This window comes from Meiothermus ruber DSM 1279 (assembly GCF_000024425.1).
Taxonomy (GTDB): Bacteria; Deinococcota; Deinococci; order Deinococcales; family Thermaceae; genus Meiothermus; species Meiothermus ruber.
The window spans coordinates 2,621,047-2,645,390 of sequence record NC_013946.1; the positions used below are offsets into that span (position 1 = coordinate 2,621,047).

Annotated in this window: 23 protein-coding genes and 1 tRNA gene; 8 read left to right on the forward strand and 16 right to left on the reverse strand. The window is 61.6% G+C overall.

Annotated features, from left to right (window positions below):
- Positions 1-54 precede the first annotated feature (54 nt).
- Positions 55-1,041 carry a DNA-methyltransferase gene (locus tag MRUB_RS15640; protein WP_235438229.1) on the forward strand — a complete coding sequence of 329 codons (987 nt, stop codon included), beginning with the start codon at positions 55-57 and terminating at the stop codon, positions 1,039-1,041.
- Here MRUB_RS15640 and ppsA read toward each other — a convergent pair.
- Positions 1,038-3,410, reverse strand: a complete 2,373-nt coding sequence (ppsA, locus tag MRUB_RS12960) for a phosphoenolpyruvate synthase (protein ID WP_013014825.1) — start codon at positions 3,408-3,410, stop codon at positions 1,038-1,040. The genes MRUB_RS15640 and ppsA overlap by 4 nt on opposite strands.
- Before the next feature lie 147 nt (positions 3,411-3,557).
- Here ppsA and MRUB_RS12965 point away from each other — a divergent pair, with 147 nt between their 5' ends.
- Complete coding sequence (locus MRUB_RS12965; RefSeq protein ID WP_013014826.1) at positions 3,558-4,373, forward strand: pyruvate, water dikinase regulatory protein; 816 nt, start codon at positions 3,558-3,560, stop codon at positions 4,371-4,373.
- A 15-nt stretch (positions 4,374-4,388) separates the two neighbouring features.
- Here the strand turns inward: MRUB_RS12965 and gltX are convergent, their stop codons facing one another.
- On the reverse strand, positions 4,389-5,828 hold the full coding sequence (gltX, locus tag MRUB_RS12970; RefSeq protein WP_013014827.1) for a glutamate--tRNA ligase: 1,440 nt from the start codon (positions 5,826-5,828) through the stop codon (positions 4,389-4,391).
- A 92-nt stretch (positions 5,829-5,920) separates the two neighbouring features.
- On the opposite strand from gltX, the gene lptB reads away from it, so the two are divergent.
- The 5 genes from lptB (at position 5,921) to MRUB_RS12995 (ending at position 10,779) form a co-directional block, all read left to right on the forward strand.
- On the forward strand, positions 5,921-6,691 hold the full coding sequence (gene lptB, locus MRUB_RS12975) for an LPS export ABC transporter ATP-binding protein (RefSeq protein WP_013014828.1): 771 nt from the start codon (positions 5,921-5,923) through the stop codon (positions 6,689-6,691).
- A gap of 27 nt (positions 6,692-6,718) precedes the next feature.
- Complete coding sequence (locus tag MRUB_RS12980) at positions 6,719-8,164, forward strand: DUF3084 domain-containing protein (protein WP_013014829.1); 1,446 nt, start codon at positions 6,719-6,721, stop codon at positions 8,162-8,164.
- A gap of 181 nt (positions 8,165-8,345) precedes the next feature.
- The gene (locus MRUB_RS12985) at positions 8,346-9,404 is read left to right on the forward strand and encodes a S1C family serine protease (RefSeq protein WP_013014830.1); all 1,059 of its coding nucleotides are present in this window, start codon (positions 8,346-8,348) and stop codon (positions 9,402-9,404) included.
- Positions 9,405-9,513: 109 nt separating this feature from the next.
- Positions 9,514-10,134 (forward strand): deoxynucleoside kinase, encoded by a 621-nt coding sequence (locus MRUB_RS12990; RefSeq protein ID WP_013014831.1) that lies wholly within the window; start codon positions 9,514-9,516, stop codon positions 10,132-10,134.
- A 24-nt stretch (positions 10,135-10,158) separates the two neighbouring features.
- A complete protein-coding gene (locus MRUB_RS12995; protein ID WP_013014832.1) occupies positions 10,159-10,779 on the forward strand; it encodes a deoxynucleoside kinase in 621 nt (206 codons plus the stop codon).
- On the opposite strand, the gene uvrA is transcribed toward MRUB_RS12995, so the two are convergent.
- The 3 genes from uvrA to MRUB_RS13010 all read right to left on the reverse strand — a co-directional run bounded on the left by uvrA (position 10,776) and on the right by MRUB_RS13010 (position 17,070).
- Positions 10,776-13,715, reverse strand: a complete 2,940-nt coding sequence (gene uvrA, locus MRUB_RS13000; protein ID WP_013014833.1) for an excinuclease ABC subunit UvrA — start codon at positions 13,713-13,715, stop codon at positions 10,776-10,778. The two genes, MRUB_RS12995 and uvrA, sit on opposite strands and share 4 nt — an antisense overlap.
- Before the next feature lie 76 nt (positions 13,716-13,791).
- Positions 13,792-14,394, reverse strand: a complete 603-nt coding sequence (locus tag MRUB_RS13005) for a hypothetical protein (RefSeq protein ID WP_013014834.1) — start codon at positions 14,392-14,394, stop codon at positions 13,792-13,794.
- Between the two features lie 36 nt (positions 14,395-14,430).
- Positions 14,431-17,070 carry a replicative DNA helicase gene (locus MRUB_RS13010; protein ID WP_013014835.1) on the reverse strand — a complete coding sequence of 880 codons (2,640 nt, stop codon included), beginning with the start codon at positions 17,068-17,070 and terminating at the stop codon, positions 14,431-14,433.
- Between the two features lie 129 nt (positions 17,071-17,199).
- Here MRUB_RS13010 and MRUB_RS13015 point away from each other — a divergent pair.
- Positions 17,200-17,275 (forward strand) — tRNA-Asn (locus tag MRUB_RS13015).
- Positions 17,276-17,308: 33 nt separating this feature from the next.
- Here MRUB_RS13015 and MRUB_RS13020 read toward each other — a convergent pair.
- The 11 genes from MRUB_RS13020 to MRUB_RS13065 form a co-directional block, all read right to left on the reverse strand.
- Entirely contained in the window at positions 17,309-18,052 is a 744-nt protein-coding gene (locus tag MRUB_RS13020) for an amino acid ABC transporter ATP-binding protein (protein WP_013014836.1), read from the reverse strand.
- Between the two features lie 22 nt (positions 18,053-18,074).
- Positions 18,075-19,178 carry an amino acid ABC transporter permease gene (locus MRUB_RS13025; protein ID WP_013014837.1) on the reverse strand — a complete coding sequence of 368 codons (1,104 nt, stop codon included), beginning with the start codon at positions 19,176-19,178 and terminating at the stop codon, positions 18,075-18,077.
- Positions 19,179-19,273: 95 nt separating this feature from the next.
- Positions 19,274-19,759, reverse strand: coding sequence for a bL17 family ribosomal protein (locus tag MRUB_RS13030; protein WP_013014838.1), 486 nt, complete (start codon positions 19,757-19,759; stop codon positions 19,274-19,276).
- Positions 19,760-19,826: 67 nt separating this feature from the next.
- Positions 19,827-20,792 carry a DNA-directed RNA polymerase subunit alpha gene (locus MRUB_RS13035; protein WP_013014839.1) on the reverse strand — a complete coding sequence of 322 codons (966 nt, stop codon included), beginning with the start codon at positions 20,790-20,792 and terminating at the stop codon, positions 19,827-19,829.
- A gap of 44 nt (positions 20,793-20,836) precedes the next feature.
- Positions 20,837-21,454 carry a 30S ribosomal protein S4 gene (rpsD, locus tag MRUB_RS13040; protein WP_013014840.1) on the reverse strand — a complete coding sequence of 206 codons (618 nt, stop codon included), beginning with the start codon at positions 21,452-21,454 and terminating at the stop codon, positions 20,837-20,839.
- A gap of 109 nt (positions 21,455-21,563) precedes the next feature.
- The gene (gene rpsK, locus MRUB_RS13045; protein ID WP_013014841.1) at positions 21,564-21,965 is read right to left on the reverse strand and encodes a 30S ribosomal protein S11; all 402 of its coding nucleotides are present in this window, start codon (positions 21,963-21,965) and stop codon (positions 21,564-21,566) included.
- A 144-nt stretch (positions 21,966-22,109) separates the two neighbouring features.
- Positions 22,110-22,490, reverse strand: a complete 381-nt coding sequence (rpsM, locus tag MRUB_RS13050; protein ID WP_013014842.1) for a 30S ribosomal protein S13 — start codon at positions 22,488-22,490, stop codon at positions 22,110-22,112.
- A 26-nt stretch (positions 22,491-22,516) separates the two neighbouring features.
- Complete coding sequence (rpmJ, locus tag MRUB_RS15645) at positions 22,517-22,630, reverse strand: 50S ribosomal protein L36 (RefSeq protein WP_013014843.1); 114 nt, start codon at positions 22,628-22,630, stop codon at positions 22,517-22,519.
- 63 nt (positions 22,631-22,693) lie between these two features.
- The gene (gene infA / locus MRUB_RS13055; protein WP_013014844.1) at positions 22,694-22,912 is read right to left on the reverse strand and encodes a translation initiation factor IF-1; all 219 of its coding nucleotides are present in this window, start codon (positions 22,910-22,912) and stop codon (positions 22,694-22,696) included.
- 26 nt (positions 22,913-22,938) lie between these two features.
- Positions 22,939-23,730: a type I methionyl aminopeptidase gene (gene map / locus MRUB_RS13060; RefSeq protein WP_013014845.1), complete on the reverse strand. Its 792-nt coding sequence runs from the start codon at positions 23,728-23,730 to the stop codon at positions 22,939-22,941.
- Positions 23,731-23,763: 33 nt separating this feature from the next.
- Entirely contained in the window at positions 23,764-24,339 is a 576-nt protein-coding gene (locus MRUB_RS13065) for an adenylate kinase (protein WP_013014846.1), read from the reverse strand.
- Positions 24,340-24,344 lie beyond the last annotated feature (5 nt).

Genomic DNA, 24,344 nt, shown 5'->3' on the forward strand with positions numbered 1-24,344 from the left:
CAATGTAGATTAAACGTCTACAGACTATGAGTGACATCTGCTATACTTTTGACCGTGCTGACCTCTTCTATACCGGCCTACCATACTCGATTAGGCGCAATGTATTGCGGCGATGCGCTCGAGCTTCTACCTCAGCTTGAAGACCAGAGCGTACACCTGCTCCTAACCAGCCCTCCTTTTGCCCTGCAGCGGCCTAAGGTTTATGGGAATAAGCCACAAGTTGAGTATGTGGATTGGTTATTGGAATTCATGCGCATAGCCTATGATAAATTACATCCCTCAGGCAGCCTTGTGTTGGACTTAGGGGGTGCCTACGAGCAAGGTGTGCCGGTGCGTAGCCTATACAATTTCCGCCTACTGGTGCGCCTATGTGATGATATAGGTTATTTCCTGGCTCAAGACTTCTACTGGCATAACCCTTCAAAACTGCCAAGCCCTATCGAGTGGGTCAATAAACGCAAAATTCGTGCCAAAGATGCAGTTAATACAGTCTGGTGGTTGAGCAAAAATCCCTGGCCTCAGGCTGATTTAAGTCAGGTTCTAACGCCATATAGTGAGCGTATGAAGAAACTCCTGCGCAATCCAGAAAAGTATTACCAGCCTAAGGAACGTCCCTCAGGGCACCAAATAAGCCGCGCTTTCGCCAAAGATAACGGCGGTGCACTACCCTCCAATCTGCTCTCCATTCCCAACTCCGGGTCGAACGACCCCTACCAACGGCGCTGTAAAGCTCTAGGACTCAAACCTCATCCAGCCCGCTTTCCTGCACAGTTACCTGAGTTTTTCATTCGCTTACTAACTAAACCCAACGACTTAGTACTAGATATTTTTGCAGGTTCGAATACAACCGGATTTGTAGCCGAAGGGCTAGGCCGCCGCTGGATCGCTTTTGAGTTAGATGCTCACTTCACAGCCACCTCAGCGCTGCGCTTCCTACCGGAGGAAGCAAGCGGCGCTTGGCAAGAGGTATATAAGGACATTTACGCAGGAAAAACAAAGAACCTGTCCTATCTGCGAGAACCCTTATTTACGGCTGGTTAGGGCTGCAGCGCCACTGGGTTTTTCTCAGCCAGATACAGCCAGGTTTCCAGCACGCTGTCGGGGTTAAGCGAGATGCTCTCAATGCCCTGCTGCACGAGCCACAGGGCAAACTCGGGGTGGTCGGAGGGGCCCTGGCCGCAGATGCCGATGTATTTGCCCATGCGCTTGGCGGTGCCAATGGCCCGCTCGAGCAGGAACTTCACCGCCTCGTCCTGTTCGCTAAACAGATCGGCCACCAGCCCCGAGTCGCGATCCAGCGCGAGGGTGAGCTGGGTCAGGTCGTTGGAGCCAATCGAGAAGCCATCGAACAACTCCAGGAACTGCTCAGCCAGAATGGCGTTGGAAGGCACCTCGCACATCATGATCAGCTTGAGGCCCTCCCGGCCGCGCTCGAGGCCATTGGCTTTCAGAATTTCGATAACCGCCCTGGCCTCCCCTACCGTACGCACGAAGGGTATCATCACCCAGACGTTGGTAAGCCCTTTCTCTTCGCGCACCTCCCGGATGGCCCGGCACTCCAGCGCAAAGGCCTCGGCGAACTCCGGGCTGCGGTAGCGCGAGGCCCCGCGGAAGCCAATCATGGGGTTTTCTTCCTTGGGCTCATAGCGGCTGCCCCCCAGCAGATGGGCGTACTCGTTGGATTTGAAGTCCGACATCCGCACGATGACTGGATTGGGCGCAAAAGCTGCCGCAATCATGCTGATGCCCTCGGCCAGCTTTTCGCGGTAGAAGTCCACCGGGCTTTGGTAGCCCGCGCTGCGCCGAATGATTTCGGCTTTGAGGTCTTCGGGCTGCTGCTCGAGCTGCAAAAGGGCTTTGGGGTGGACGCCAATGGTGTTGTTGATGATGAACTCGAGCCGCGCCAGACCCACCCCAGCGTTGGGCAGGTTGGCAAAGCTGAAGGCCCGCTCGGGCGAGGCCACGTTCATCATGATCTTGGTGGGGATGGGCGGCATGTTGTCCAGCTCAACCCGCTTCACCGCGAAGCGCGGACTGCCGGCATACACCCGACCGGTATCCCCCTCGGCACAGGAGACCGTCACCGTATCCCCATCGCGCAATACCTCGGTGGCGTTGCCAGTCCCCACCACCGCCGGGATGTTCAGTTCACGGGCTACGATGGCCGCGTGGCAGGTACGCCCGCCCCGGTTGGTCACGATGGCCGCGGCTTTTTTCATCACCGGCTCCCAGTCGGGGTCGGTCATATCGGCCACCAGCACATCGCCGGGCTGCACCCGGTTCATCTCGCGGGGGTGGTTGATGATGCGCACCGGGCCCACCCCGATGCGCTGTCCCACCGCCCGTCCGGTCACCAGCACCGGTGCGCGCTCGAGCATCTCGAAGCGTTCCAGCACCCGTCCCGAACGGCTCTGCACGGTCTCGGGCCGGGCCTGCAGGATGTAAATCTGCCCGTCCAACCCGTCCTTGGCCCACTCGATGTCCATGGGCCGGCCATAGTGCTGCTCGATCAGGAGGGCTTGTTTGGCCAGTTCTAGCACCTCGGTATCAGACAGCGAGAAGCTGCGGCGCTCCTCTGCGGAAGTCTCCACAGCCTGCACCCCCCGGCCCTCCGGGGCGTACACCATCTTCTGTAGTTTGGTGCCCAGGGTGCGCTGCAGGATGGTGTTGCGCCCCTCGGCCAGGCCTTTCTTGTACACATAAAACTCGTCGGGATTGACCGCGCCCTGCACCAGCAACTCCCCCAGGCCATAGGTTGAGGTGATGAAGATGGCGTCACGAAAGCCTGACTCGGTATCCAGGGTAAAGGCCACCCCCGAGGCCCCCAGGTCGCTGCGCACCATGCGTTGCACGCCCGCCGAGAGGGCCACCTCCTCGTGGGCGAACCCGTGGTGGACGCGGTAGGCGATGGCCCGGTCGTTGTACAGTGAGGCAAAGACTTTCTTGATGTGCTGCAGCACGCTATCTATCCCACGCACATTCAAAAAGGTCTCCTGTTGACCGGCGAAGCTGGCCTCGGGCAGGTCTTCGGCGGTGGCGCTCGAGCGCACCGCAACAGAAAGCCCGCCCTTGGAGGCGGACTCGAGGCGGATATAGGCGTCTACGATGGCGACCTCTAGGGCCTTGGGTAGCTCGGCGTTCTCTACCCAGCCGCGAATCTCCGCCCCCACTCGAGCCAGCTCGTCTACGTCGTCAACGTCCAGGCCTTGCAGAGCCCCGGCAATGCGTTGATCTAGGTGATTATGATGCAAAAACTCACGGAAAGCCGCTGCGGTGGTGGCAAACCCACCCGGCACCCGCACCCCGGCCTGTGAGAGATTGGCCATCATCTCGCCAATGGAGGCATTTTTTCCTCCTACCACCTCGAGGTCTTTCATCCCCAGCGTCTCGAACCAACGAACGTATGTCATACGCGCACTCCGTTGAAGTCGATGGTAGTTTGTGCGGGGGTTGAAATGGAGTAGGCCGTTTCGGTGTAGGTATAGCCCGGATTTCGGTGTAGTAGATGCTACACACATAAACTACACTGTTATCTGAAGGATTCGCGGGAGCACACCATGCAACGAACGGTTTTTATCGTCTCAGACCATACCGGCCTCACGGCTGAATCGGTGGCCAGGAGTTTGCTGGCCCAGTTCGAATCGGTCTCGTTTCGTTATGTAACGCGGCCCTTCACCGACACCGAAGAAGAGGTACACAACCTTGTATACGAGATCAATTCGACATTTGAGCGCGAGCAGATACGGCCCATCGTGTTCTCCACCCTAGCCAATCGGGCGCTGTATAACCAGCTCAAAACAGCGCCCGCCCTGCACTTCGACCTTTTTAGCACCTACCTTGGGGCGCTCGAGCGCGAGCTCGGCCAGCCCCCCACCGGCCGGGTGGGCCGGCTGCACAGCATAAACGACAACGGCTATTTCACCCGCATCGATGCGGTCGACTTCGTGCTGGCCACCGACGATGGCATCGGTGAGCGGCATTACCAGATGGCCGACGTGATTCTGATTGGGGTCAGCCGGGCCGGCAAAACCCCTACCTGCTTGTTTTTGGGCCTGCAGTATGGCTTGCGGGCCGCCAACTACCCCCTGGCCGAGGGCGACTTCGAGCGCGACGCGCTGCCCGAGCCAGTCAGGGCCTATAAAGATAAGGTGTTTGGCCTGACCATTGCCCCAGGCCGGCTACACCAGATTCGCACCCAGCGCAGGCCCAACAGCCGGTATGCCTCGCTCGAGCAGTGCGAGTACGAGGTACGCCGGGCTGAGCAGCTATTCAGACGGGTGGGGGTGCCGTACTTCGACACCACCAGCGCCTCCATCGAGGAAATTGCCACCAACATCGTACAGAGCGCCGGCCTACAGCGCCGCATCGGCTGATAGGAGCCGTCCCCTCTACGCTTTGACCAGCTCGATGGCCCGCTCGAGCCTTTTCAGCACCCGTTCCTTGCCCAGCAGCTGCAGGATATCGAACATACCGGGGGTCTCGAGGCTCCCCGTAAGGGCCGCGCGCAAAGGCTGCATCACCGCGGCGGCCTTGACGCCCCTGGCCTCGGCAAAGGACTTGAGCAGGGGCTCGGTGCTATCTGGCAGCATATCCGGCAGCCTGGATAGCTGCTCGTAAAGCTCGGGTAGAAAAGCCGCCCCCTCGCGCAGCTTGGCCAGGGCTTTTTCCTGCATGGGGTAGGCCTCGGAGAAAAAGTACAGGGACTTGTCCACAAACTCCTGCAGGGTCTCGAAACGGGCCCGCATGGCCTCGAGCACCTGCTTGAGGTAGGTTTCGGAGGGGTAGGCAAGCCCGGCCCGCTCGAGGAAGGGCTTGACCCGCTCGGCCAGGTCGTCCAGGGTCAGAACCTCGCGAATGTACTTGCCGTTCATCCATTTGAGCTTGTTCAGGTCGAAGACCGGCCCGCCCAGGCTGATGCGCTCGAGGCTAAAGTGCTCGATCATGTCTTGCAGGCTGAAAATTTCCCGCCCGTCGGGCATGCTCCAGGCCATGGTGCCCAGGTAGTTGAGCAGAGCCTCGGGTAAATAGCCCTGGGCCCGGTAGCTGTCTACACTGGTGTCCATTTTGCGCTTGGAAAGCTTGGACTTATCGGGGTTGCGCAACAGGGGGGTATGGCACCAGACCGGCTCGGCCCAGCCAAAAGCCCGCAAAATCAGGATGTGAAAGGGGGTGCTGGTAATCCACTCCTCGGCCCGGATCACGTGGGTCACGCCCATCAGGTGGTCGTCTACCATGGCGGCCAGGTGGTAGGTAGGGTAGCCATCGGCCTTCAGAATCACCTTGTCGTCCAGGGCGGCGTTATCGAACTCGATGGGGCCGCGTAGTAAGTCGTGGACGATGGTCTTGCCCTCGAGGGGCACCTTGAGCCGCACCACATGGGGCTCCCCCGCCGCGGCCCGGCGCTCGGCCTCCTCGACCGGGTAGTCGCGGTAGCGCCGGTTGTAGCCCTGCTCTTTGTGGCCGGCTCTTTGCGCGGCCTCGCGGGCGGCGGCCAGCTCTTCTGGGGTGTCAAAAGCACGATAAGCAGCCCCTTTTTCCAGCAGTATCTGCACGTGCTGCCGGTAGATGTGCAGGCGCTGCGACTGCACATAAGGGCCGTTGGGGCCGCCTTTGATGGGCGACTCGTCGGGGGAAAGCCCCAGCCAGTCCAGCATCTCCAGGATGCGCCGCTCGGAGGTGGGGTTGTAGCGGGTGCGGTCGGTATCCTCGATGCGAACAATAAACTTGCCGCCGTGCTGTTTGGCGAAAACGTAGTTGAACAGGGCCTGGTAGGCCGTCCCCACATGGGGGTCGCCAGTTGGACTGGGTGCAATACGGGTCACAACCATAACCGATAGCTTATACCAACTCTGCGCGTGGGTGGCGCGCCAGGTTACCTCTCACAGCCGCCTAAGTGGGGGGTGCTACCCTAGAGTGGTAAATGGAAGCTGCATTGCAAACAGACCCCAGCCCTATCACCGGTTCCACCACCCGCCTCGAGGCCATCGGTTTGGTCAAGCGCTACGGCAGGCGGGAGGTGGTGCGGGGGGTGAGCCTCGAGCTCTCCCGCGGCGAGATTGTGGCCCTATTTGGCCCCAACGGGGCCGGCAAAACCACCACTTTTTACATGCTGGTCGGATTCATCGAACCCAACGCGGGGCAGATCCGCCTGGGTGGGCGGGACGTCTCCCGGCTGCCCATGTACAAGCGGGCCCGGCTGGGGCTGGGCTACCTGCCCCAGGAGCCCTCGGCCTTTCGCCGCATGACCGCCCTGGAGAACCTGCTGGCGGTGCTGGAGTTTCAGCCCCTTTCCAAAACCGAGCGAGCCCAGCGGGCGGCCGAGCTTCTGGAGGAGCTGGGCATTAGCCACCTGCGCGACAAGTACGCCTACACCCTTTCGGGCGGCGAGCGGCGGCGGCTGGAAATTGCCCGCGCCCTCTGCACCAACCCCGATTTCATCCTGCTGGACGAACCCTTCACCGGCGTAGACCCTAAAAACGTCCACGACATCCAGAAGCTCATCTCCGAACTGCGCGAACGGCGCGGGGTGGGCATCTTCATCACCGACCACTCGGTGCGGGAGACCCTGGCTATTGCCGACCGCATCTACCTGATGTACGACGGCCAGGTGGCCTTCCAGGGTTCACCTGAGGAATTCGCTCGAGACGCAGGGGTGCGAACCCACTACCTGGGCGACGCGTACGAGCTTTGACTTTTTCGCCGCCTCCATCCATTCCCTATGACATTCTGGGCCATTCTCATCCTCCTGGTGCTGGTGGCCGGTCTGGTCGCCTACGTGGGCGATCTGGTCGCCAAACGGGTGGGCAAGCGCCACTGGCGTTTTCTGGGCCTGCGTCCCAGAACCACCGCCGCCCTGGTGGCGATTGGAACCGGGGTGCTGATTGCCCTGGGGGCCTTTGGAACCTTCTTCCTGTTGGTGCGGGACGCCCGCGAAACCATACTGCAGGCCGAGGCGGTGCGGCAGGAGCGCGACCGCCTGCGCACCGAAGTGGAACGACTGGAAAACCGCGCAGCCAGCATTTTTAGCCAGTACGAGCAGCTCAAGCTCGAGCGCGACGAATTTGAGAAAAACAACACCCTGCTGGCCCGGCAGCTTGCACAAAACGCCGAACTCCAGCGTCAAACCCGCCAGGATCTCGAGGATGCCCTGGTCGAGCGGGAAAAGCTGCGCCAGGAAGTTGAAGAACTCCAGGCCGCCAGCGCCGCTCAGCGCGAAGCCCTCGAGCAGCTCAAGCAGATTCGCCTCAGCCTGTTGCAAGAGAAAGAGCAGCTCCAGAAGGAAAAAACGCAACTGCTGGCCGACCGCGCGACGCTGGTGGCCCAGGCCCACAAGGCCGAGCAGCAGCTACAAGCCTTTGAAAGGGCAAGCCGCGAGGCCAGAACCCGCTTGAAAGCCCTGCAGACCCGCACTGCAGAGCTCGAGGCCCGCCTGCGCCAGCTCGAGGCCGACAAGCGCAACCTCGAGGGGGATATCGCCGTGCTGGTAAGCCCTCAAGCCTCAGCCAGTGATAACAGCCACCAGCTCGAGGCCCTCCAGCGCGAAAACAGCGAACTTAAAAGCAGCCTCGCCGAGGCCCAGCGCGAACTCCAGTTGCTGCGTGAGCGCAATCAGATGCTTGCCGCTAGCCTGGATAAAAGCCTGCGCATGAGCCTCCTGACCGAGGAACCGGTAGAGCCGGGCAACGAACAGCCCGCCCTGAGCGAGATCACCCGACGGGTTGATAACCGCATCCGCCTGCTTGGATTGCGGGGGGTGGATGTGCTGATCAAACCCATCCCCACCAGCCCCAAACCAGGCCTGTTACTGGCCCGCATCCAGGGCATTGGCGCCGATGGGCGGGTGCGGGTGGTGATCGAGTACCGGGCCCGTGAACAGGCCTTTTCTCAGGGCGATGTCCTGGCCTCCACCTACCTGATTCTGCCGGCCAGCCAGGCCGAGCTGCGCCGGCGCCTCGATACCCTTAGCCAGAGCGCCGAAAATCGGCTTAGCGAGGCGGGCTGGGTGCCCGAAAAGCTGGCCAAGGGGGGGATCGCCCTCGAGGAGTTCGTCACCCTGGCTACCCAGCTTTCGGGTAGGCGGGGCGGGGCGCGGATCGTGGTGGTGGCGCTGGATAACCTCTACCCCACCGAGCCGCCCCGGCTGGGCCTCAGGCTGCTGCCGTGACACCGCGCCTGGCAGAATTGCTCCAGGCCCTGGGGCATATTAAGGTTTCTTGAATGCTCCCCCAAAACCTCTCTTGCACGGTTTCCTCCGCCTGCTTGGGCAAAAGCGTTTTTTGTACTGGCCAGGGATAGCTATTGATAACTCCACACCGGCATATGAGAATGGAGAAGGTTTGTTGACGATGCGCATGGTCATTCTATTGGTTCTGCTTACCCTCTCACAGGCCCTGGCCCAGGCCCCCCGCCTCACCACCCCCGAGGAGGTGGCCCGGGTAGAAGTCATCCGCCGGGCTTTGCCCGCGGTGGTCAAAATTTCCGGCATTTTGCGCGACCCCCAGACTGGCAACGAAGGCCCCACCAACGGCTCCGGCTTTTTTTACGCCCCCAGCCGTATCATCACCAACTACCACGTGGTGCAGGATCTGCGCGATATCAGCGTGGAGTTGTTCGACGGGCGCTCGTTCCCGGCCCAGGTATTTGCAGTGGATAAAGGCATTGATATCGCCATCCTGACCGTGCAGGGCGTGACCGCCCCGGCCCAGCTTTCCTTTGGCAGTTCGCAGAACCTACCGGTGGGCATGGGGTTGGTGGTGATCGGAAGTCCTTTCGGGCAGCGCAACCTGGCCTCGTATGGCATCCTGGCCGGCGTTGGCCCCACCTCGGCCGAGAAAAACGACCTCGACCCCGAGATTGGCGCGGAAATTGGCGACCTGCTCTTTACCGATGCTCGAATCGTGCAGGGCAACTCCGGTGGCCCGGTGCTCGATTTGCAGGGCCGGGTGGTGGGGGTGGCCAACGCCACCCTGGGCGACCTGAGCGGCGTGGGCGGGGTGGGGGTGGCCATTCCGGGCGACCTGGTGCGGCAGAGCGTGAGCGACCTCGAGCGCTTCGGTGTCCCGCAGCGCGGCAACCTGGGGGCCACCCTGCTCGACCTAGGGGAGCTCGACCCCATCCTGCTGGGGCGGGTGGGTCTGCTCTCCACCCGTGGAGCCATGATCGAAAAGGTGCAGCCCGGCAGCCCCGCCGCCCGGGCCGGCCTGCGCCCGGCCCAGCGCGACCAGCGCGGCAAACTGGTCAGCCTAGGTGACATCATCCTGGCCGTTAATGGCCGCACCATGCGCAACGCCAGCGAGGTCACCCAGACCATTGCCCGCTACCGCCCCGGCGACCGGGTGAACCTGACCATCTGGCGCAACGGGCGGCGGCTGGATGTGGCCGTGACCATGATCGCCCGGCGCTAACCTGCCCCCCACCACCCGCCGGCGCACACCTGTTCCGGCGGTCTAAACGGTTTTTGCCCCAGTTTGTCAAGACTTCCGCTTTGGGAGTTTAGCTCTTAGCCTAAGGCAGATGTATATCGCGATTGAAGGGGTCATTGGCGTAGGCAAAACCACCCTGGCCCGGCTGCTGGCCGAGCGGCTGGGGGCCGAAAGCCTGCTCGAGGTGGTGGAAGAAAACCCTTTTTTACCGCTTTTCTATCAAGACCCCGTCCGCTACGGCTTCAAGGTGCAGGTCTTCTTCCTGCTCTCAAGGTACAAGCAACTGCTACCCCTGGCCCAGCCCAGCCTGTTTACCGGTGGGGTGGTGGCCGACTACCTCTTCGATAAGGATGCCATTTTCGCGGCCATGAACCTCTCCGGGGCCGAGTGGGATCTGTACAACGACCTCTACCGCAGCCTGGCCCCCAAGATCCCCACCCCCGATCTGACCATCTACCTGCGGGCACCCCTGCCGGTGATTCTGGAGCGCATCCGCCGCCGGGGGCGGGTCTTCGAAAAGCAGATGGAACCGGAGTACCTGGCCCGGCTCCACGAGTTCTACGAGCACCACTTCGCCACCTACCCCCATGCGCTTTGGACCCTCGAGACCCAGGATCTCAACTTTGCCGAGCTCGAGGCTGACCAGGACTGGGTGGTGCGGCAGGTACAGGAACGGCTCGCCCAGAAAACCGCCACCCCGTCCGCATCCTAGGATCGCCTCGAAGACACAAGCACTATGTACATCGCAATTGCAGGCAACATCGGCTCCGGCAAGTCTACCCTGACCGGGCTGCTGGCCCAACGCTACGGGCTTTTGCCGGTCTACGAGACCGTGGACGAAAACCCCTACTTAGCCGACTTCTACGCCGACATGGGGCGCTGGGCCTTTCAGTCCCAGGTGTTTTTTCTGGCCAAGCGGCTCCGGCAACACCTCGAGCAGATCAACCCCGCCCAGCACGTGGTGCAGGATCGCACCATCTACGAGGACGCCTTTATTTTTGCCCAGAACCTGCGGATCTCCGGCCACCTGGCCGAGCGCGACTGGCAGACCTACCTGGCCCTCTACGAGGGCATTGCACCGGCCCTGCGCAAGCCCGACCTGCTCATCTACGTGCGGGCCTCGGTCGAGACCCTGCAAGCCCACATCGCCCGGCGGGGGCGGGCCTACGAGCAGCGCATCCCCCCCGCCTACCTGGCCTCACTCAACCGCCTCTACGAGGCCTGGATTGGGGCCTATAACCTCTCACCGGTGCTGGTGATCTCCAGCGACAACATCAACTACGCCGACGACGCAGAGGCCCGCGAGCTGATGTTCAGGATGCTCGAGGCCTACGGTCTGAGCAGGCCGCTGGTCTAGTCGGCCGCCACCCCCACCTTCTGCGCGATCTCGGGGATGCGGGCCAGGAAGGCGCCGGTGGGGCTGTTGGCCTGGGCCACCTCCTCCGGGGTGCCTTCGGCCACAATCTGGCCGCCCCGCGCGCCGCCCTCGGGCCCCAGGTCAATCACCCAGTCGGCGGTCTTGACCACATCCATGTTGTGCTCGATCACCACCACGGTATTGCCGCCGTCTACCAGGCGGTGCAGCACCGCGAGCAGCTTGGCGGTGTCCTCGAAGTGCAAGCCGGTGGTGGGCTCGTCCAGGATGTAGAGGGTGCGCCCGGTGGAGCGGCGGCCCAGCTCGGTGGAGAGCTTGATGCGCTGGGCCTCGCCGCCCGAGAGGGTGGGCGAGGGCTGGCCCAGCTTCATGTAGCCCAGGCCCACATCCACCATCAGCTGCAGTTTGCGGGCGATGGTGGGGATGTTCTCAAAAAAGCCCAGGGCCTCCTCCACCGTCATATCCAGCACATCGGCGATGTTTTTGCCCCGGAGTTTGACCTCGAGGGTCTCCTTGTTGTAGCGCTTGCCCTTGCAGACCTCGCACTGCACGTACAGGTCGGGTAGAAAGAGCATCTCGATCTTCTTGGTGCCGTCGCCGCTACAAGCCTCGCACCGCCCACCTTTAACGTTGAAGCTGAAGCGCCCGGCCTCGTAGCCGCGCTTGCGGGCCTCGGGGGTCTTGGCGAACAAGTCGCGGATCTCGTCAAAGATGCCGGTGTAGGTGGCCGGGTTGGAGCGGGGGGTGCGCCCGATGGGCGACTGGTCAATCTCGATCACCTTGTCGAGGTGCTCGAGGCCCTCGAGGCCCTCAAAGCGCCCCGGAATGGTCTTGGCCCGCATCAGGTCGCGGGCCAGCGCCGCATAGAGGATGTCGTGCACCAGCGTGGACTTACCCGAGCCCGAGGGCCCGGTGATGGCTACAAACTTACCCAGGGGGATTCGCAGGTTGACGCCTTTTAGGTTATGCTCGCGGGCCCCCTTGACCACCAGCCACTTCCCGTTGCCCTTGCGCCGGGCCTTGGGAACCGCGATGTGCTTGCTGCCCCGCAGGTAAGCCCCGGTCAGGCTCTCGGGGTGGGCCAGGATGTCCTCGAGCCGGCCCTGGGCCACCACCTCACCCCCATGCACCCCGGCCCCCGGCCCCATGTCCACAATCCAGTCGGCCTCACGCATGGTCTCCTCGTCGTGTTCCACCACCAACAGGGTGTTGCCCAGGTCGCGCAGCTTCTTGAGGGTGGATAGCAAGCGCTGGTTGTCGCGGGGGTGCAGACCGATGGAAGGCTCGTCCAGCACGTAGAGCACCCCGGTCAGGCCGGAGCCCACCTGGGTGGCCAGGCGGATGCGCTGGGCCTCCCCGCCCGAGAGGGTGTTGGCCGAGCGATCCAGGGTCAGATAGTCCAGGCCCACATCCTCCAAAAAGCCCAGGCGGCTATGAATCTCGCGCCAGATGGGGGCGGCCACCTGCATCTGGAACTCGTTCAGGTTACGGTACTCGGTCGGCTCGGCCAGGCCCTCGAGGCGGATGCGGTAGGCCTCGAGCGCCTCCCCCACCTCCACCACCCGGTTCTGGGCCAGCGCCTCGAAAAACAGCTTGGCCTCGCGCACCGGCAGGTTGGAGACCTCGGCGATGTTGAACCGCCCCACCCGCACCGAGAGCACCTCGCGCTTGTAGCGCGTACCCCCGCAGGCCGGGCAGGCCTTGAGGGTCATGTAGGCCTCCAGGGCCTCGCGCAAGCCTTCCGACTCGGTCTCGTTGTAGCGGTTCTCCAGCCAGGGAATCACCCCCTCGTAGCTCACCATAAAGCGCATGGTCTCGCGCCCGTTGCGGCGGAAGACCACCTCGAAGGGCTCGGGCAGGCCATACAGCACCGCCCGCTGGGCCTCCGGCGAGAGCTGCTTGAAAGGGGTTTTCATGTCGAAGCCCAGGTGCTCCGAGAGGGCCCGCAGCCGGTCCCACAGGTAGCCCTTGCCGTTGTCGCGACCCTTGCTCCAGGGGATGATGGCCCCTTCGGCCAGCGAAAGCTCGGGGTTCACAATCAGCTCGGGGTCGAAGACCTGGTTGTAGCCCAGGCCCGAGCAGTCCGGGCAGGCCCCGTAGGGGGCGTTGAAGGAGAAGAGGCGGGGCTCGAGCTCCTCGAGCACACTCCCATGCTCCGGGCAGGCAAACTTCTCCGAAAAAAGCTCCTCGGCGCCGCTGTCGGGGTAGAGCACCCGCATCAGACCCTCCCCCCGCAACAGCGCCAGCTCCACCGACTCGGCAATGCGCGCGCGCTCCTCCGGCTTCAAAACCACCCGGTCTACCACCAGGTCAATGTCGTGCTTCTCGTACTTCTCCAGCTTCAGGCCCAGGGCCTCCTCGAGGGTGTAGATCACCCCGTCCACCCGCACGCGGGCATAGCCCTCCTTCTGGAGCTGCAAGAACTCCTTGCGGTACTCACCTTTGCGCCCGCGCACCAGAGGGGCCATCAGGATGGCCCGGGTGCCCTCGGGCTGCCGGAAGAGCCGGTCGGTGATCTCCGTGGCCGACTGCCGCTCGATGGGCCGCCCGCAGTGCGGGCAGTAGGCCGTGCCCACGCGGGCAAACAGCAGGCGCAGGTAGTCGTGCACCTCGGTCACGGTGCCCACTGTGGAGCGCGGGTTGTGCGAGGTGGTTTTCTGGTCGATGGAGATGGCCGGTGAAAGCCCTTCGATGCTCTCCACGTCGGGCTTTTCCATCACCCCCAGAAACTGCCGCGCATACGACGACAAAGACTCCACATACCGCCGCTGCCCCTCGGCGTAAATGGTGTCGAAGGCCAGGGTGCTCTTGCCTGAGCCCGAGACCCCCGTAATAACGATGAACTGCCCCCGGGGCAGTTCAACGGTAATGTTCTTCAGGTTGTGCTCTTTGGCACCGCGGACGATAATCCTGTCCATCCGTGGAGTATAACACCGGCCCTTGGCTTATGTAAATAACATATCCACACGCCGCAAATGGTGTATGATTGAGGTTTTATCGCACAATCAAATCCGCCACCCAGACGATCTCACAGGCCCCGTTGCCGGTGTCGGTACGAACGGTGGAGGTGCGCCAGAAAAAGCCGTTGGGGCCGGTTACGTTAACCAGGTACCCCTTGATCCAGACCAGGTGACCGGGTTTGAGCCGCTTTAAGCGCAGCTCAATGTTGGGGTTGGCGGGAATCAGGTGCATGTTGGCGCTGTTTGTAACAATTTCGCCCAGCGGGATGGGGGGCTCGCGGAACCAGGCGTAGAAGTAGAAGCGATCCGACTGCCAGATTTTGAGTTTCCGAAGCACATCGGTATCGGACATGCGGCCCCAGCCCAGGGCCAGATCCACCGGCGAAATGACCGAGGCCGCATCGTAGCGGTAGAGGCGCTTGGAAAGCACCCGGGCCTCGAGCTCAAAGGAGGCCACTGGCTGAAAGCGGTAACCGGGCTTTTCCAGGTGCGGCGCATCGGCGGGTGCCAGCGGCTGCTGGAGGGGTGCGCGGGCCACCAGCACCCCCGGCGGGCGTTCGATGGGCCGGGTTTGCACATAGCGGATCAGCCCAAAAGCCCCCCCAAACAGCAGCAAAATCAGCCAGAACAACCGCACCTTTGCAGTTTAAGCGGCGGCGGCCTCGAGGCCGGTTCAAATCTCATCCTTGGCCAGGTCGTTGAAGCGCACGTGCTGGGCGTGGAACTGTAGCTCCACCGTGCCGGTGGGGCCGTTGCGCTGCTTGCCCACGATAATCTCGGCAATGCCAGCTTTTTCGGAGTGGGGGTTGTAGTACTCGTCGCGGTAAATGAACATCACCAGGTCGGCGTCCTGCTCAATGGAGTTGTGCACGATGATGTTGTTGGCTATGAAGTTGTGTGGGCCGGGAACCGTAAGGTCGAAAACCTCCTCCTGGCCCGCGGCCTCGATGGAGCGCACCGTATCCCAGTAAATATCGCTATCGGCCAGGCGCTCGAGCGCCTCCGAGCCCAAAGCGCCCGCCATGCGCCGGGTGCGTTCACGGCTCAGGTTCTGCCCGAAAAGGGTCGCGCCGGAATAAGCCATCCCCAAAGCCCGGTGCAGCTCGCGATGGCTCATGCCGATAACGGCCAGGCTGGCTCTGGCTGGCTGAAGCCACAGCTCGAGCGGTATTACATCGCGGTTGGTATTCTCCTGGCGGCCCGTCAGATAGGCTTCCACTACGGCCAGCGCGCTTTGCTTTGAGCGTCCCACAGCCCCTACCTCCCGCACAAAACGCAGCAGGTCAGACTGGCCGCTCAGCACCACGTGGAACTGATCCCGCCCCTTGCCTTTTTGCGGTACACGCTTAAGCCTGGCGTTGATACCCAGATACAGCAGCAGGGTTTGCACATCCTGCGCCAAGCCCTCGCTGCTACTGGCGTAGTACACGGCAGGGTAAGGGGCCTTGCCCTGGCGCAGGGCAACACAGCCATCGGTAGACCACAGATGCCGTAGAAACCGGGCAACCGCCGGGGCTGGCTGGGCAAACACCTGCCTGGGGATGCGTTTTTCATGCGAACGTAAACCCCAGACCCCCAGACCCTCGAGCCACACAGCCACCGGGTTGCGCTTGCCCCAGCCCAGCCGGTGCGCCGCACTGAGGTAAACCTGCAACCATCCGCGCTCGGACTTGATTTTGGGAGCGATGGATTCGCCAAACACCACCCTGGCCAGATCAACCACAGTTTGCGCCAGATCGGGGTCGCGTGTGGTGTACTGCAAGCTGTGCCGGGGCAGGGTACAGCCATCGCCGATGAGGTGGCCCAGCAGGGCCAACTCCTCGTCGCCGAGGCTCTGTTGCTGGGGCGAAGCCAGCCGCCTTGGCAGGGCCAGGTAATCCCCCACGGTCAGTTCGTCCAGCCGCTTCCAGCCTCGAGCAGTGAGGAACTTGTGGTTGGCCGTGGCACGAATGCTGCGCCCCAGCCGGGTGGTGAGGGTAAACACCGGCTTCACCCCCGTCGAGAAGGCACGGCTAACCCTGGCAGGCACCAGCTTTTGTGTGGCCTCGTCTAAAGCCAGGACTGCAAAACCGCTTTTTCCAACCAATCCGCGGATGGGCTGCCTCGAGCCATCCGCCATCTGTACCAGGCTATCGCCGGTCAGGCAGCCTGACTCCCTCAGGTCGGAGAGCATGGGCCGCTTGTTGGGACGCGACTCCACCGCCCGCGAAAGCTGCGAAAGCGCGATCACCGGCACGTCCAGCTCGCGGGCCAGGCCCTTGAGGCCGCGGGAGATCTGGGCAATCTCCTGCTGGCGGTTCTCGCCGCCGTTCTTGCCCCCCCCAGGGCCGGACATGAGCTGCAGATAGTCAATCACGATCAGGCCCAGCCGGTGCTGGGCGTGCAGGCGACGGGCTCGAGCCCGGAGTTCCATCAGGGTCAGGTCGGAGGTGTCATCGATCAGGATGGCCGCCTCGGAGATGCGGCCCGCCACGTCCACCAGGCGCGAGAAGTCGCGGTCGGTAAGCTGGCCCTGCCGCAGGCGGTTCATGTCGATGCGGGCCTCGGAGCAGAGCATCCGGGTAACCAACTGCACCGCTGGCATCTCCAGCGAAAAGATGGCCACCGCTGCGCCCTCGCCCCGCAAGGCCACGTTTTGCGCAATGGTCAGGGCGAAGCTGGTTTTGCCCATGCTGGGCCGGGCCGCAATGATGTTGAGCGAGCCGCTAGTCAGGCCCCCAATCATGCTGTCGAGTTCGCGGAAACCGCTCTTGACCCCGTCTACCTGGCCCTTGTTCTCGTAGAGCATCTGGATGTGTTCGAAGGTCTCGTGTACGAGCTCCTTCATGCTCTGGAACTCAGAGCGGGCCCCCTGGGTGGAGACCTCGAGCACCTTGCGCCCGGCAGTATCGAGGATGTCCTCGAGGCTCCCCTCCTCGTCGTAGGCCATCTTCATGGCCTCGCCCGCCGCGGCAATCAGCTTGCGCAGCGTCCACTTCTCGGCCACAATGCGCCCGTAGTAGTCGGCGTAGGCCGCCGTGGGGGTCTGCTCCGAGAGGCCCACCAGGTACGAGAGGCCTCCCACGTTCTCGAGCTCCCCGTTCTGGCGCAGCTCCTCCGAGAGCGTCACCAGGTCAACCGGGTCGCGCCGGGCCCGCAGCGCCACCATGGCCTCCCAGATTTTGCGGTGGGCTTCCTTGTAAAAAGCATCAGCGGCCAGCAGGCCCTCGAGCCGGTCTAGCACCTCGCTGTCCAGCAGCACCGAGCCCAGCACACTGGCCTCGGCATCCAGGTTATGGGGGGGTACGCGGCCCTCGAGCGGTGTGGTTGCCATAGCTACATCTCCTAAATCCAAAAGCCTTATTCAGCAAGTTCCTACTCTATTCAATCCCGAAAAGTTTGGCAAAGCGCTTGCCAAGTCGGCCATGCTCTGTTATATTCTTACCTGCCAAGAGCGCTTCGTTCCGCGATAGCTCAGTTGGTAGAGCGCTCGACTGTTAATCGAGTGGTCGCAGGTTCGAGCCCTGCTCGCGGAGCCAAAAAAACCCAGGTTTCCCTGGGTTTTTGCTGTTTTACAGCCGCCCCGCCTCGATAATGCTGGACAAAAACTGCTGGGTGCGCTCGTGCTGGGGGTTGGAAAAAATCTGCTCTGGGGGGCCTTCCTCATGCACCACCCCACCGTACATAAAGCAGACCTTGCTGGCCACCTCCCTGGCAAAGCCCATCTCGTGGGTAGCCAGAATCATGGTCATGCCCTCGCGGGCCAGCTCACGCAGCAGGTTGAGCACTTCCGAGACCAGCTCGGGGTCGAGGGCCGAGGTGATCTCATCCAGAAGCAAAAGCATGGGCTCCATGGCCAGCGCCCGCGCAATGGCTACGCGCTGCTGCTGCCCGCCCGAGAGCTGGTCGGGGTAGGCCTTGGCCTTGTGCTCGAGGCCAATCCGCTTCAAAAGGGAAAGGGCCTTGGCCTGGGCTTCAGCCTCGGGCATCCGCAGCACCTGGATGGGGGCCAGGGTGATGTTTTGCAGCACGGTCATGTGGGGAAACAGGTTAAAGCTCTGGAAGACAATCCCCACATCGCGGCGCAGGGCGTTGAGGTCTACCCCCGGCCCGGTGATGCGGTCGCCGTGCAGGCGAATCTCACCCGCCTGGATTTCCTCGAGGCCATTGATGCAGCGCAGCAGCGTGGACTTGCCACAGCCCGAAGGCCCAATCAAGCAGACCACCTGGTGCTCCTCCACCGTCAGGTTGATGCCGCGCAGCACCTCATTGGCGCCAAAGCGCTTGTGCACGTTGCGGATTTCCAAAAAGCTCATAGGTCTTCTCCCTGGGCCCATGCTACGACCCCTGCCGGAAGCGGGCCCGGTCGCGCTCGACCAGCCGGTCTACCAGGCGGGTCTGGGGGATGGTAATCAGGATAAATAGAATCGCCACGGTGGTCACCGCCGACAGGTTGAAGTCGTTGGAGGCGATGATGCGGGCCTGGTTGAAGGCGTCAATCACCCCCACCACGTTCACCAGGGCGGTGTCTTTCTGCATCCCGATAAAGTTGTTGAGCAGGGGCGGGATGATGCGCCGCACCGCCTGGGGCACCACCACGAAGCGCAGGGTCTGCCCATAGGACAAACCCAGGCTGCGGGCCGCAGCCCACTGGCTAGGGTGAATGCTCTCGAGGCCCGCGCGGTAGACCTCGGCCATGTAGGCCCCGTAGGTCAGGGTCAGGGCCAGCACCGCCAGGGCCTCCAGGGGCAGGTTGCGGAAAAAGCCAATGCCGGTGAGGGGCAGGCCAAACCCGATCAGATAGATCACAATGATGGAGGGCAGGCTCAAAAAAGCATCGGTGTAGAAGGTCGCAATAAAACGGATGGGCTGGGCCGGTTTGCCAGGCAGCAGCTTGGCAATGGCCACCACCAGGCCCCAGATGAGGGAAAAAACCCCGGCGAACAGAAAAATGACCACATTTACCCAGAAGGCCTGCAAAATGAGGCCAAAGGAGTTGCGGATGAGCTCGAGCTGAAAAAAGGTACGCCCAACCGCCACATTGTTGGCGATAAAGAACAGCACAAACAGCAAAAACAAGACCAGCGCCCCGGCATAGCCCAGGGTAAACCAGGCCCAGGTGTGGGCTTCCGCGCTGTGCACCCTGGCTGCAATCAGGTTTTCGCTCTGCAAAGCCTGCCGGGCCAGACGCGCCTGACCCAGGCCTCGCACCGCCGGCCATAGAAGCCCAGCGGGTAGCAACGTAAACAGCACCAGTAAAGCATCGGCCCAGAAGGCCTGGAAGCCGTTGGCCGTCATGGTCTGCTTTACCAGCCACATCACCCAGGCCGTTGCCAGCCACAGGGCCACCGCCAGGATCAGGGCCAGCAAGGCAAACCCCAAACCATCCTTGGGAGGGATGGGCTGACGACGTCGCAGCGCTTTTGAGTTTGGTTCGGTCATGGGTAAGTGATTTTACACAAAGCCAACACCGGGAGTTTGCACCCCCGGTGTGAGCACAGCACAGGACAGCGCCGGGTTATACCTCAACAATTGAGCTACTTCACCAGCTCAACCACGGCCAGTTGGGTTCCATCCCCCCGGCGGCGCTCCGCCAATTTGAGCACGCGGGTATAGCCCCCCGGCCGATCCGCATAGCGCGGGGCAATCTCCTCGAAAAGCTTCTTGACCAGCTTGGGATCGTGCAGGTCACGCAGCACCAGGCGACGCAGGTGGTTGCGCTGGGCATAGGCGGCCAGCTCCTCCGGGGTGGCCATGCGCTCGCCTTCTTTGAGGGGGCGCACCTGACCGTTTTTGTCCTTGGGTTTGGTAAAACGCACACCCTCGGGTACGGTCAGGGTAGGTGCTTTCTTCGCCGTGGTGATGAGGCTGTCCATGTAGCCCGCCAGCTCCTTGGCCTTGGGAATGGTGGTCACGATCCGGCCATTCTCCGAGAGCAGCAGGCTTTTAGCCAGGTTACGGAACAAGGCCACGCGGTGCGAGGAGTTCCGGTTGAGTTTTCTTCCAGCTTTTTGGTGACGCATGAATCTCTCCTTGGCAGAGGTCTCAGGTCTTGGGTCTGCTCAAACCTGCGACTTGCGACCTGCAACCTCAGTCTTTCATTACCAGCCCGTGCTGGGCCAGGCAGTCCTTGATCTCCTGTAGGCTGCGATCGCCAATACCAGGCACGCGCCTGAGCTCTTTTTCTGACAGGGCTAGCAGGCTCTCCACGCTTTCAATGCCCTCTTCCTTGAGGTTATGCAAAACACGGGTGGTCAGACCCAGATCATCCAAGGTTAAGCCCACCCCCGGGGATGCTGGCGCAGCAGGCGCAGTGGTTGCCGGTGCAGCAGGTGCAGGTGCAGGGGTACTTTTGGGTTCAACCCGCATAACCGGCGACTGGTCAAAGTAACCGAGCTGTTCCCGCAAGATGGCTACAGCTTGCTGCAGCGCATCCATGGGCGAGACCGCGCCGTTGGTCCAGATACGCAGGGTCAGCTTATCCAGGTCGGTGCGCTGACCCAGGCGGGTATCCTCAACCTGGTAGGCCACCCGCCGCACAGGCGAGTACAGAGCATCCACCGGAATCGAGGAGATACGGTCTTTGATGCCATGCTTTTCAGCCGGCACGTAGCCCACTCCTTCGTCCACACGAATTTCCATCACCAGCTTGCCCTTTTCCTCCAGGGTAGCGATGTACTGATCGGGGTTAACCACCTCGGCATCGGGGGGGCACTCCAGGTCGCGAGCGTAGATTACCTTGGGGCCGCTGGCGCGTAGGGTGAGGGTTTTGGGGCCGGTGCCGGGGTTGGCAAAACGCACAACCAGCTCCTTGAGGTTGAGGATGAGCTGAATGGCGTCCTCCTTAACGCCCGGAATGGTGGAGAACTCGTGTAGAACGTCTTCGATGTAAACGCTGGTAACGGCGGTACCGGGAATCGAGGAGAGCAAAATGCGGCGCAAGGGGTTACCCAGGGTTACACCGAAACCCCGCTCGAGCGGCTCGAGCACGAACTCGCCATAATTGCCGTCAATGCGGGCGTTAAAAACAGGGGCTTTGGTCTTGGTGGTTTCCAAACTAGAACCTCCTCAGAGGTGCTGATAGCGCGGCGCGCTATAAACTATCGGGAATAGAACTCGATCACGAGCTGCTCATTTACAGGCAACGAGAGCATTTCCCGTTCCGGCAGACGCAAGAAGCGCCCGGTCATAGTATCGGCGTTGAATTCCAACCAAGGGAAGCTCTTGCGGTTCTTGAAGCGCTCGACATTTTGCACAATAAAGTCAATCTTCTTGGCTTTCTCCGATACCTTGATCTCGTCACCAGGGCGCACGCGGTAGCCAGGAATATTCACCCGCTTGCCATTGACCAGAATGTGCCCGTGCCGCACAAACTGCCGGGCCTGGCGGCGGGTAGAGGCAATACCCATGCGGAAGACCACATTGTCCAGACGGCTCTCGAGCAATTGCAAAAACACCGTACCGGTCACGCCCTTCTTGCGGCTGGCCTCCTCGAAGAGGTTGCGGAACTGCGTTTCCGACACATCGTAGATAAAGCGCAGCTTCTGCTTCTCGCGCAAACGCACCGCAAAGTCGGAGGGTCGACCCTTGCGCTTCTGGCCGTGCTGGCCCGGCGCATAGGGACGGCGATCTAGGTACTTTTGAACTTTTTCGGTCTCGGCGATGTTCACCCCGAGGTGACGCGCCACTTTTACGATTGGCCCTCTATAACGACCCATTCTTTATCTCCTCCATCGGTCAGAAACGTGCTTTGTAGCCATATTCCCAACCGGGTTCCCGGGATCTGGGGGTGAAGCAGGGAACCAAAGTTTCACCCCGGCCAAACAACTAAACAGCCTTACGAAACTTTTTACGAGGACGGCAGCCGTTATGCGGCGTAGGGGTATCGTCCACAATGGAACGCACCTGAAGCCCACTGGCCTGCAAGGCCCGGATGGCTTGTTCGCGGCCCGCCCCGGTTCCCCGTACCACCACTTCAACGCTGCTCATCCCATAGCCCTGGGCCTTCTTTGCTGCATCCATGGCTGCCAGTTGGGCAGCATAGGGCGTACCTTTGCGGCTGCCTTTGTAGCCAATAACCCCCCCGGACGACCAGGTCACGGGGTGTCCATCGTTATCGGTGATGGTTACGATGGTGTTGTTGTAGGAGGCGTGAATAAACGCCTTACCCGTCGTAACCTGGCGCTTGATTTTTTTCTTGCGACTTGTAGCAGACTTTTTCTCAGCCATACTCTCCTCGTGCTCGCTCCACCATAAATTAGGGGCGGAGGTCTATCAGGAGTCTCAACTGGCGTGTACACGATGCAGATAGTGCATCTGCGTTCCAGCTTTGTTCAACTGCGTCAAAACATTGCCCTCGAAGGCAATAAACCCTTACTTGCGGGGTGCCTTCTTCTTACCGGCCACGGTTTTGCGGGGGCCTTTGCGGGTACGGGCGTTGGTACGGGTGCGCTGTCCACGCACGGGTAGCCCACGGCGGTGGCGGAGCCCCCGGTAACAACCAATGTCCATCAGGCGCTTAATATTGGCCGCCACCTCAGCACGCAATTCGCCCTCGAGCTTGTAGGTGTTTTCCACAAACTCGCGCAAGCGGGCCACTTCCGCCTCGGTCAGGTCCTTGACCCGGGTCGCCGGATCAACGTTGGTGGCTGCCAGGGCTTCTTTCGCGCGAGCAGGGCCCACCCCATAGATGTAGGTCAGAGCAACATCCACGCGCTTATTACGGGGGATTTCTACACCAGAAATACGAGCCATTCATTCACCTCCTTTCCAGTCTTCCATCAGCCTTGACGCTGCTTGTGGGTGGGGTCTTCACAAATCACATAGACGCGACCGTGGCGCTTGATCACCTTGCACTTGTCGCACATTTTCTTGACTGAGGTACGCACTTTCATGGTTTCTCCTTAAGAAAAATGGGGATGGGCCTTGCGCATTTGCAAAAGCGTTGGCCGGATGGATCACTTCCTGTACACAATCCGGCCCCGGCTGGGATCATAAGGGGTAATCTCGACCACCACCCGGTCACCGGGCAGTATACGGATGTAATTCATCCGCATCTTGCCGGAGATGTAGCAGAGGATCTCGGGGCCGTTATCGAGCTGCACCCGGAAAGTGGTATTGGGTAAAGCCTCGCTGATGACGCCTTCGGCACGAATTGTATCTTTTTCCTTGGCCAAGCCTCTCCTCCTAGCGCGAATCCTGGCTACCGTTCTACCGGCACGGCTTTCTGGCTCCCCGTCAAAAGGCGAGGGCCAGAATCGGTAATCAGCACCGTGTTTTCGTAGTGGGCCGCCAGGTTGCCTTTTCCAACCGTGGCCGTCCAACCATCCGCCAATATTACCATCTTGGCAGGGTATAAAGCAACCATTGGCTCAAAAGCCAGGGTCATGCCGGGCCGGAGCTTGGGGCCTTTGCCGGGCTCACCGTAGTTGGGCACCTGGGGGTCTTCGTGCAATTCACGGCCCACGCCGTGCCCCACCATCTCCCGGATGCACCAAAGCCCGTGCTGCCGTTCGACAAAGTCCTGCACAGCCGCTGCCACGTCGCCAATGCGGCGGCCGGGCTGCAACAACTTAAAGCCCACCCAGAAGGCCTCCTCGGTCACACGCATCAGGCGTTCGGCCTCGGGCGAGACCTTGCCAATGGCGTATGTGCGGGCCATATCAGTGGTGTAGCCCTCGTAGGTGAACAGGAAGTCGATCTTCAAGAGTTCGCCTTCCCGCAAAGGACGTTTGGAAGGCAAACCGTGCACCACCACATCATCAATGGACATGCAGGTAGCGCTAGGGAAGGGCACGGTGCCGCCCGCACGGTAACCGATTTGCGGGGCCTGGCCCCCCGCTTTTTGGATCGCCCGCAGGATGATCTGGTCGAGCTCGAGGGTGCTTACCCCGGGGCGAATGTGGGGCTCCACCTCGGCAAAGATAGCGGTGTGAAGTTGACCCGTTTTGGTCATCTTCTCGATTTCCCAGGGCGACTTAATGTGAATGGCCATGGCTCAGCTCACTACAAACTACCAATCCGCAGCTCAGGAGACTCCCAAACCCAGGGCCTTTTGAATGGCTTGGTACACCTCGTCCACCTTGCCCAAGCCGTTGATTTCTTTGAGGTGGCCGGTCTTTTTGTAGTAGTCCACCAGGGGCTGGGTTTTCTGACGGTATTCCACCATCCGGGCCCGGATGGTGTGTTCATTGTCGTCCGAGCGGCCCTCTTCCAGGGCCCGCCCCAGCAGCCGGCGAACCAGTTCTTCTTCGGGGGCAGTCACCAGCAGCACACCCAGCAGGCGGATCTGGCGCTCGGAAAGCAAGCGGTCGAGGGCCTCAGCCTGGGCCAGCGTGCGCGGGAAGCCATCGAAAATAACCTTGGGATCGGACATCTCAGCCAGCTCCTGGCCGATCAGTCCCAGAATAATTTCGTCGGGCACCAGCTTACCCGCTTCCATTAGAGGTTTGGCTTGCTGGCCCAGTTCGGTACCTCGTGCCACGTGGCTACGGAGGATGTCACCGGTGGAAAGTTGCCGAAAACCCAGCTCGAGGGCCAGGCGCTTGGCCTGGGTGCCTTTGCCCGCCCCCGGGGGGCCCAAGAAAATTACCGCCTCTGCCACCTCCG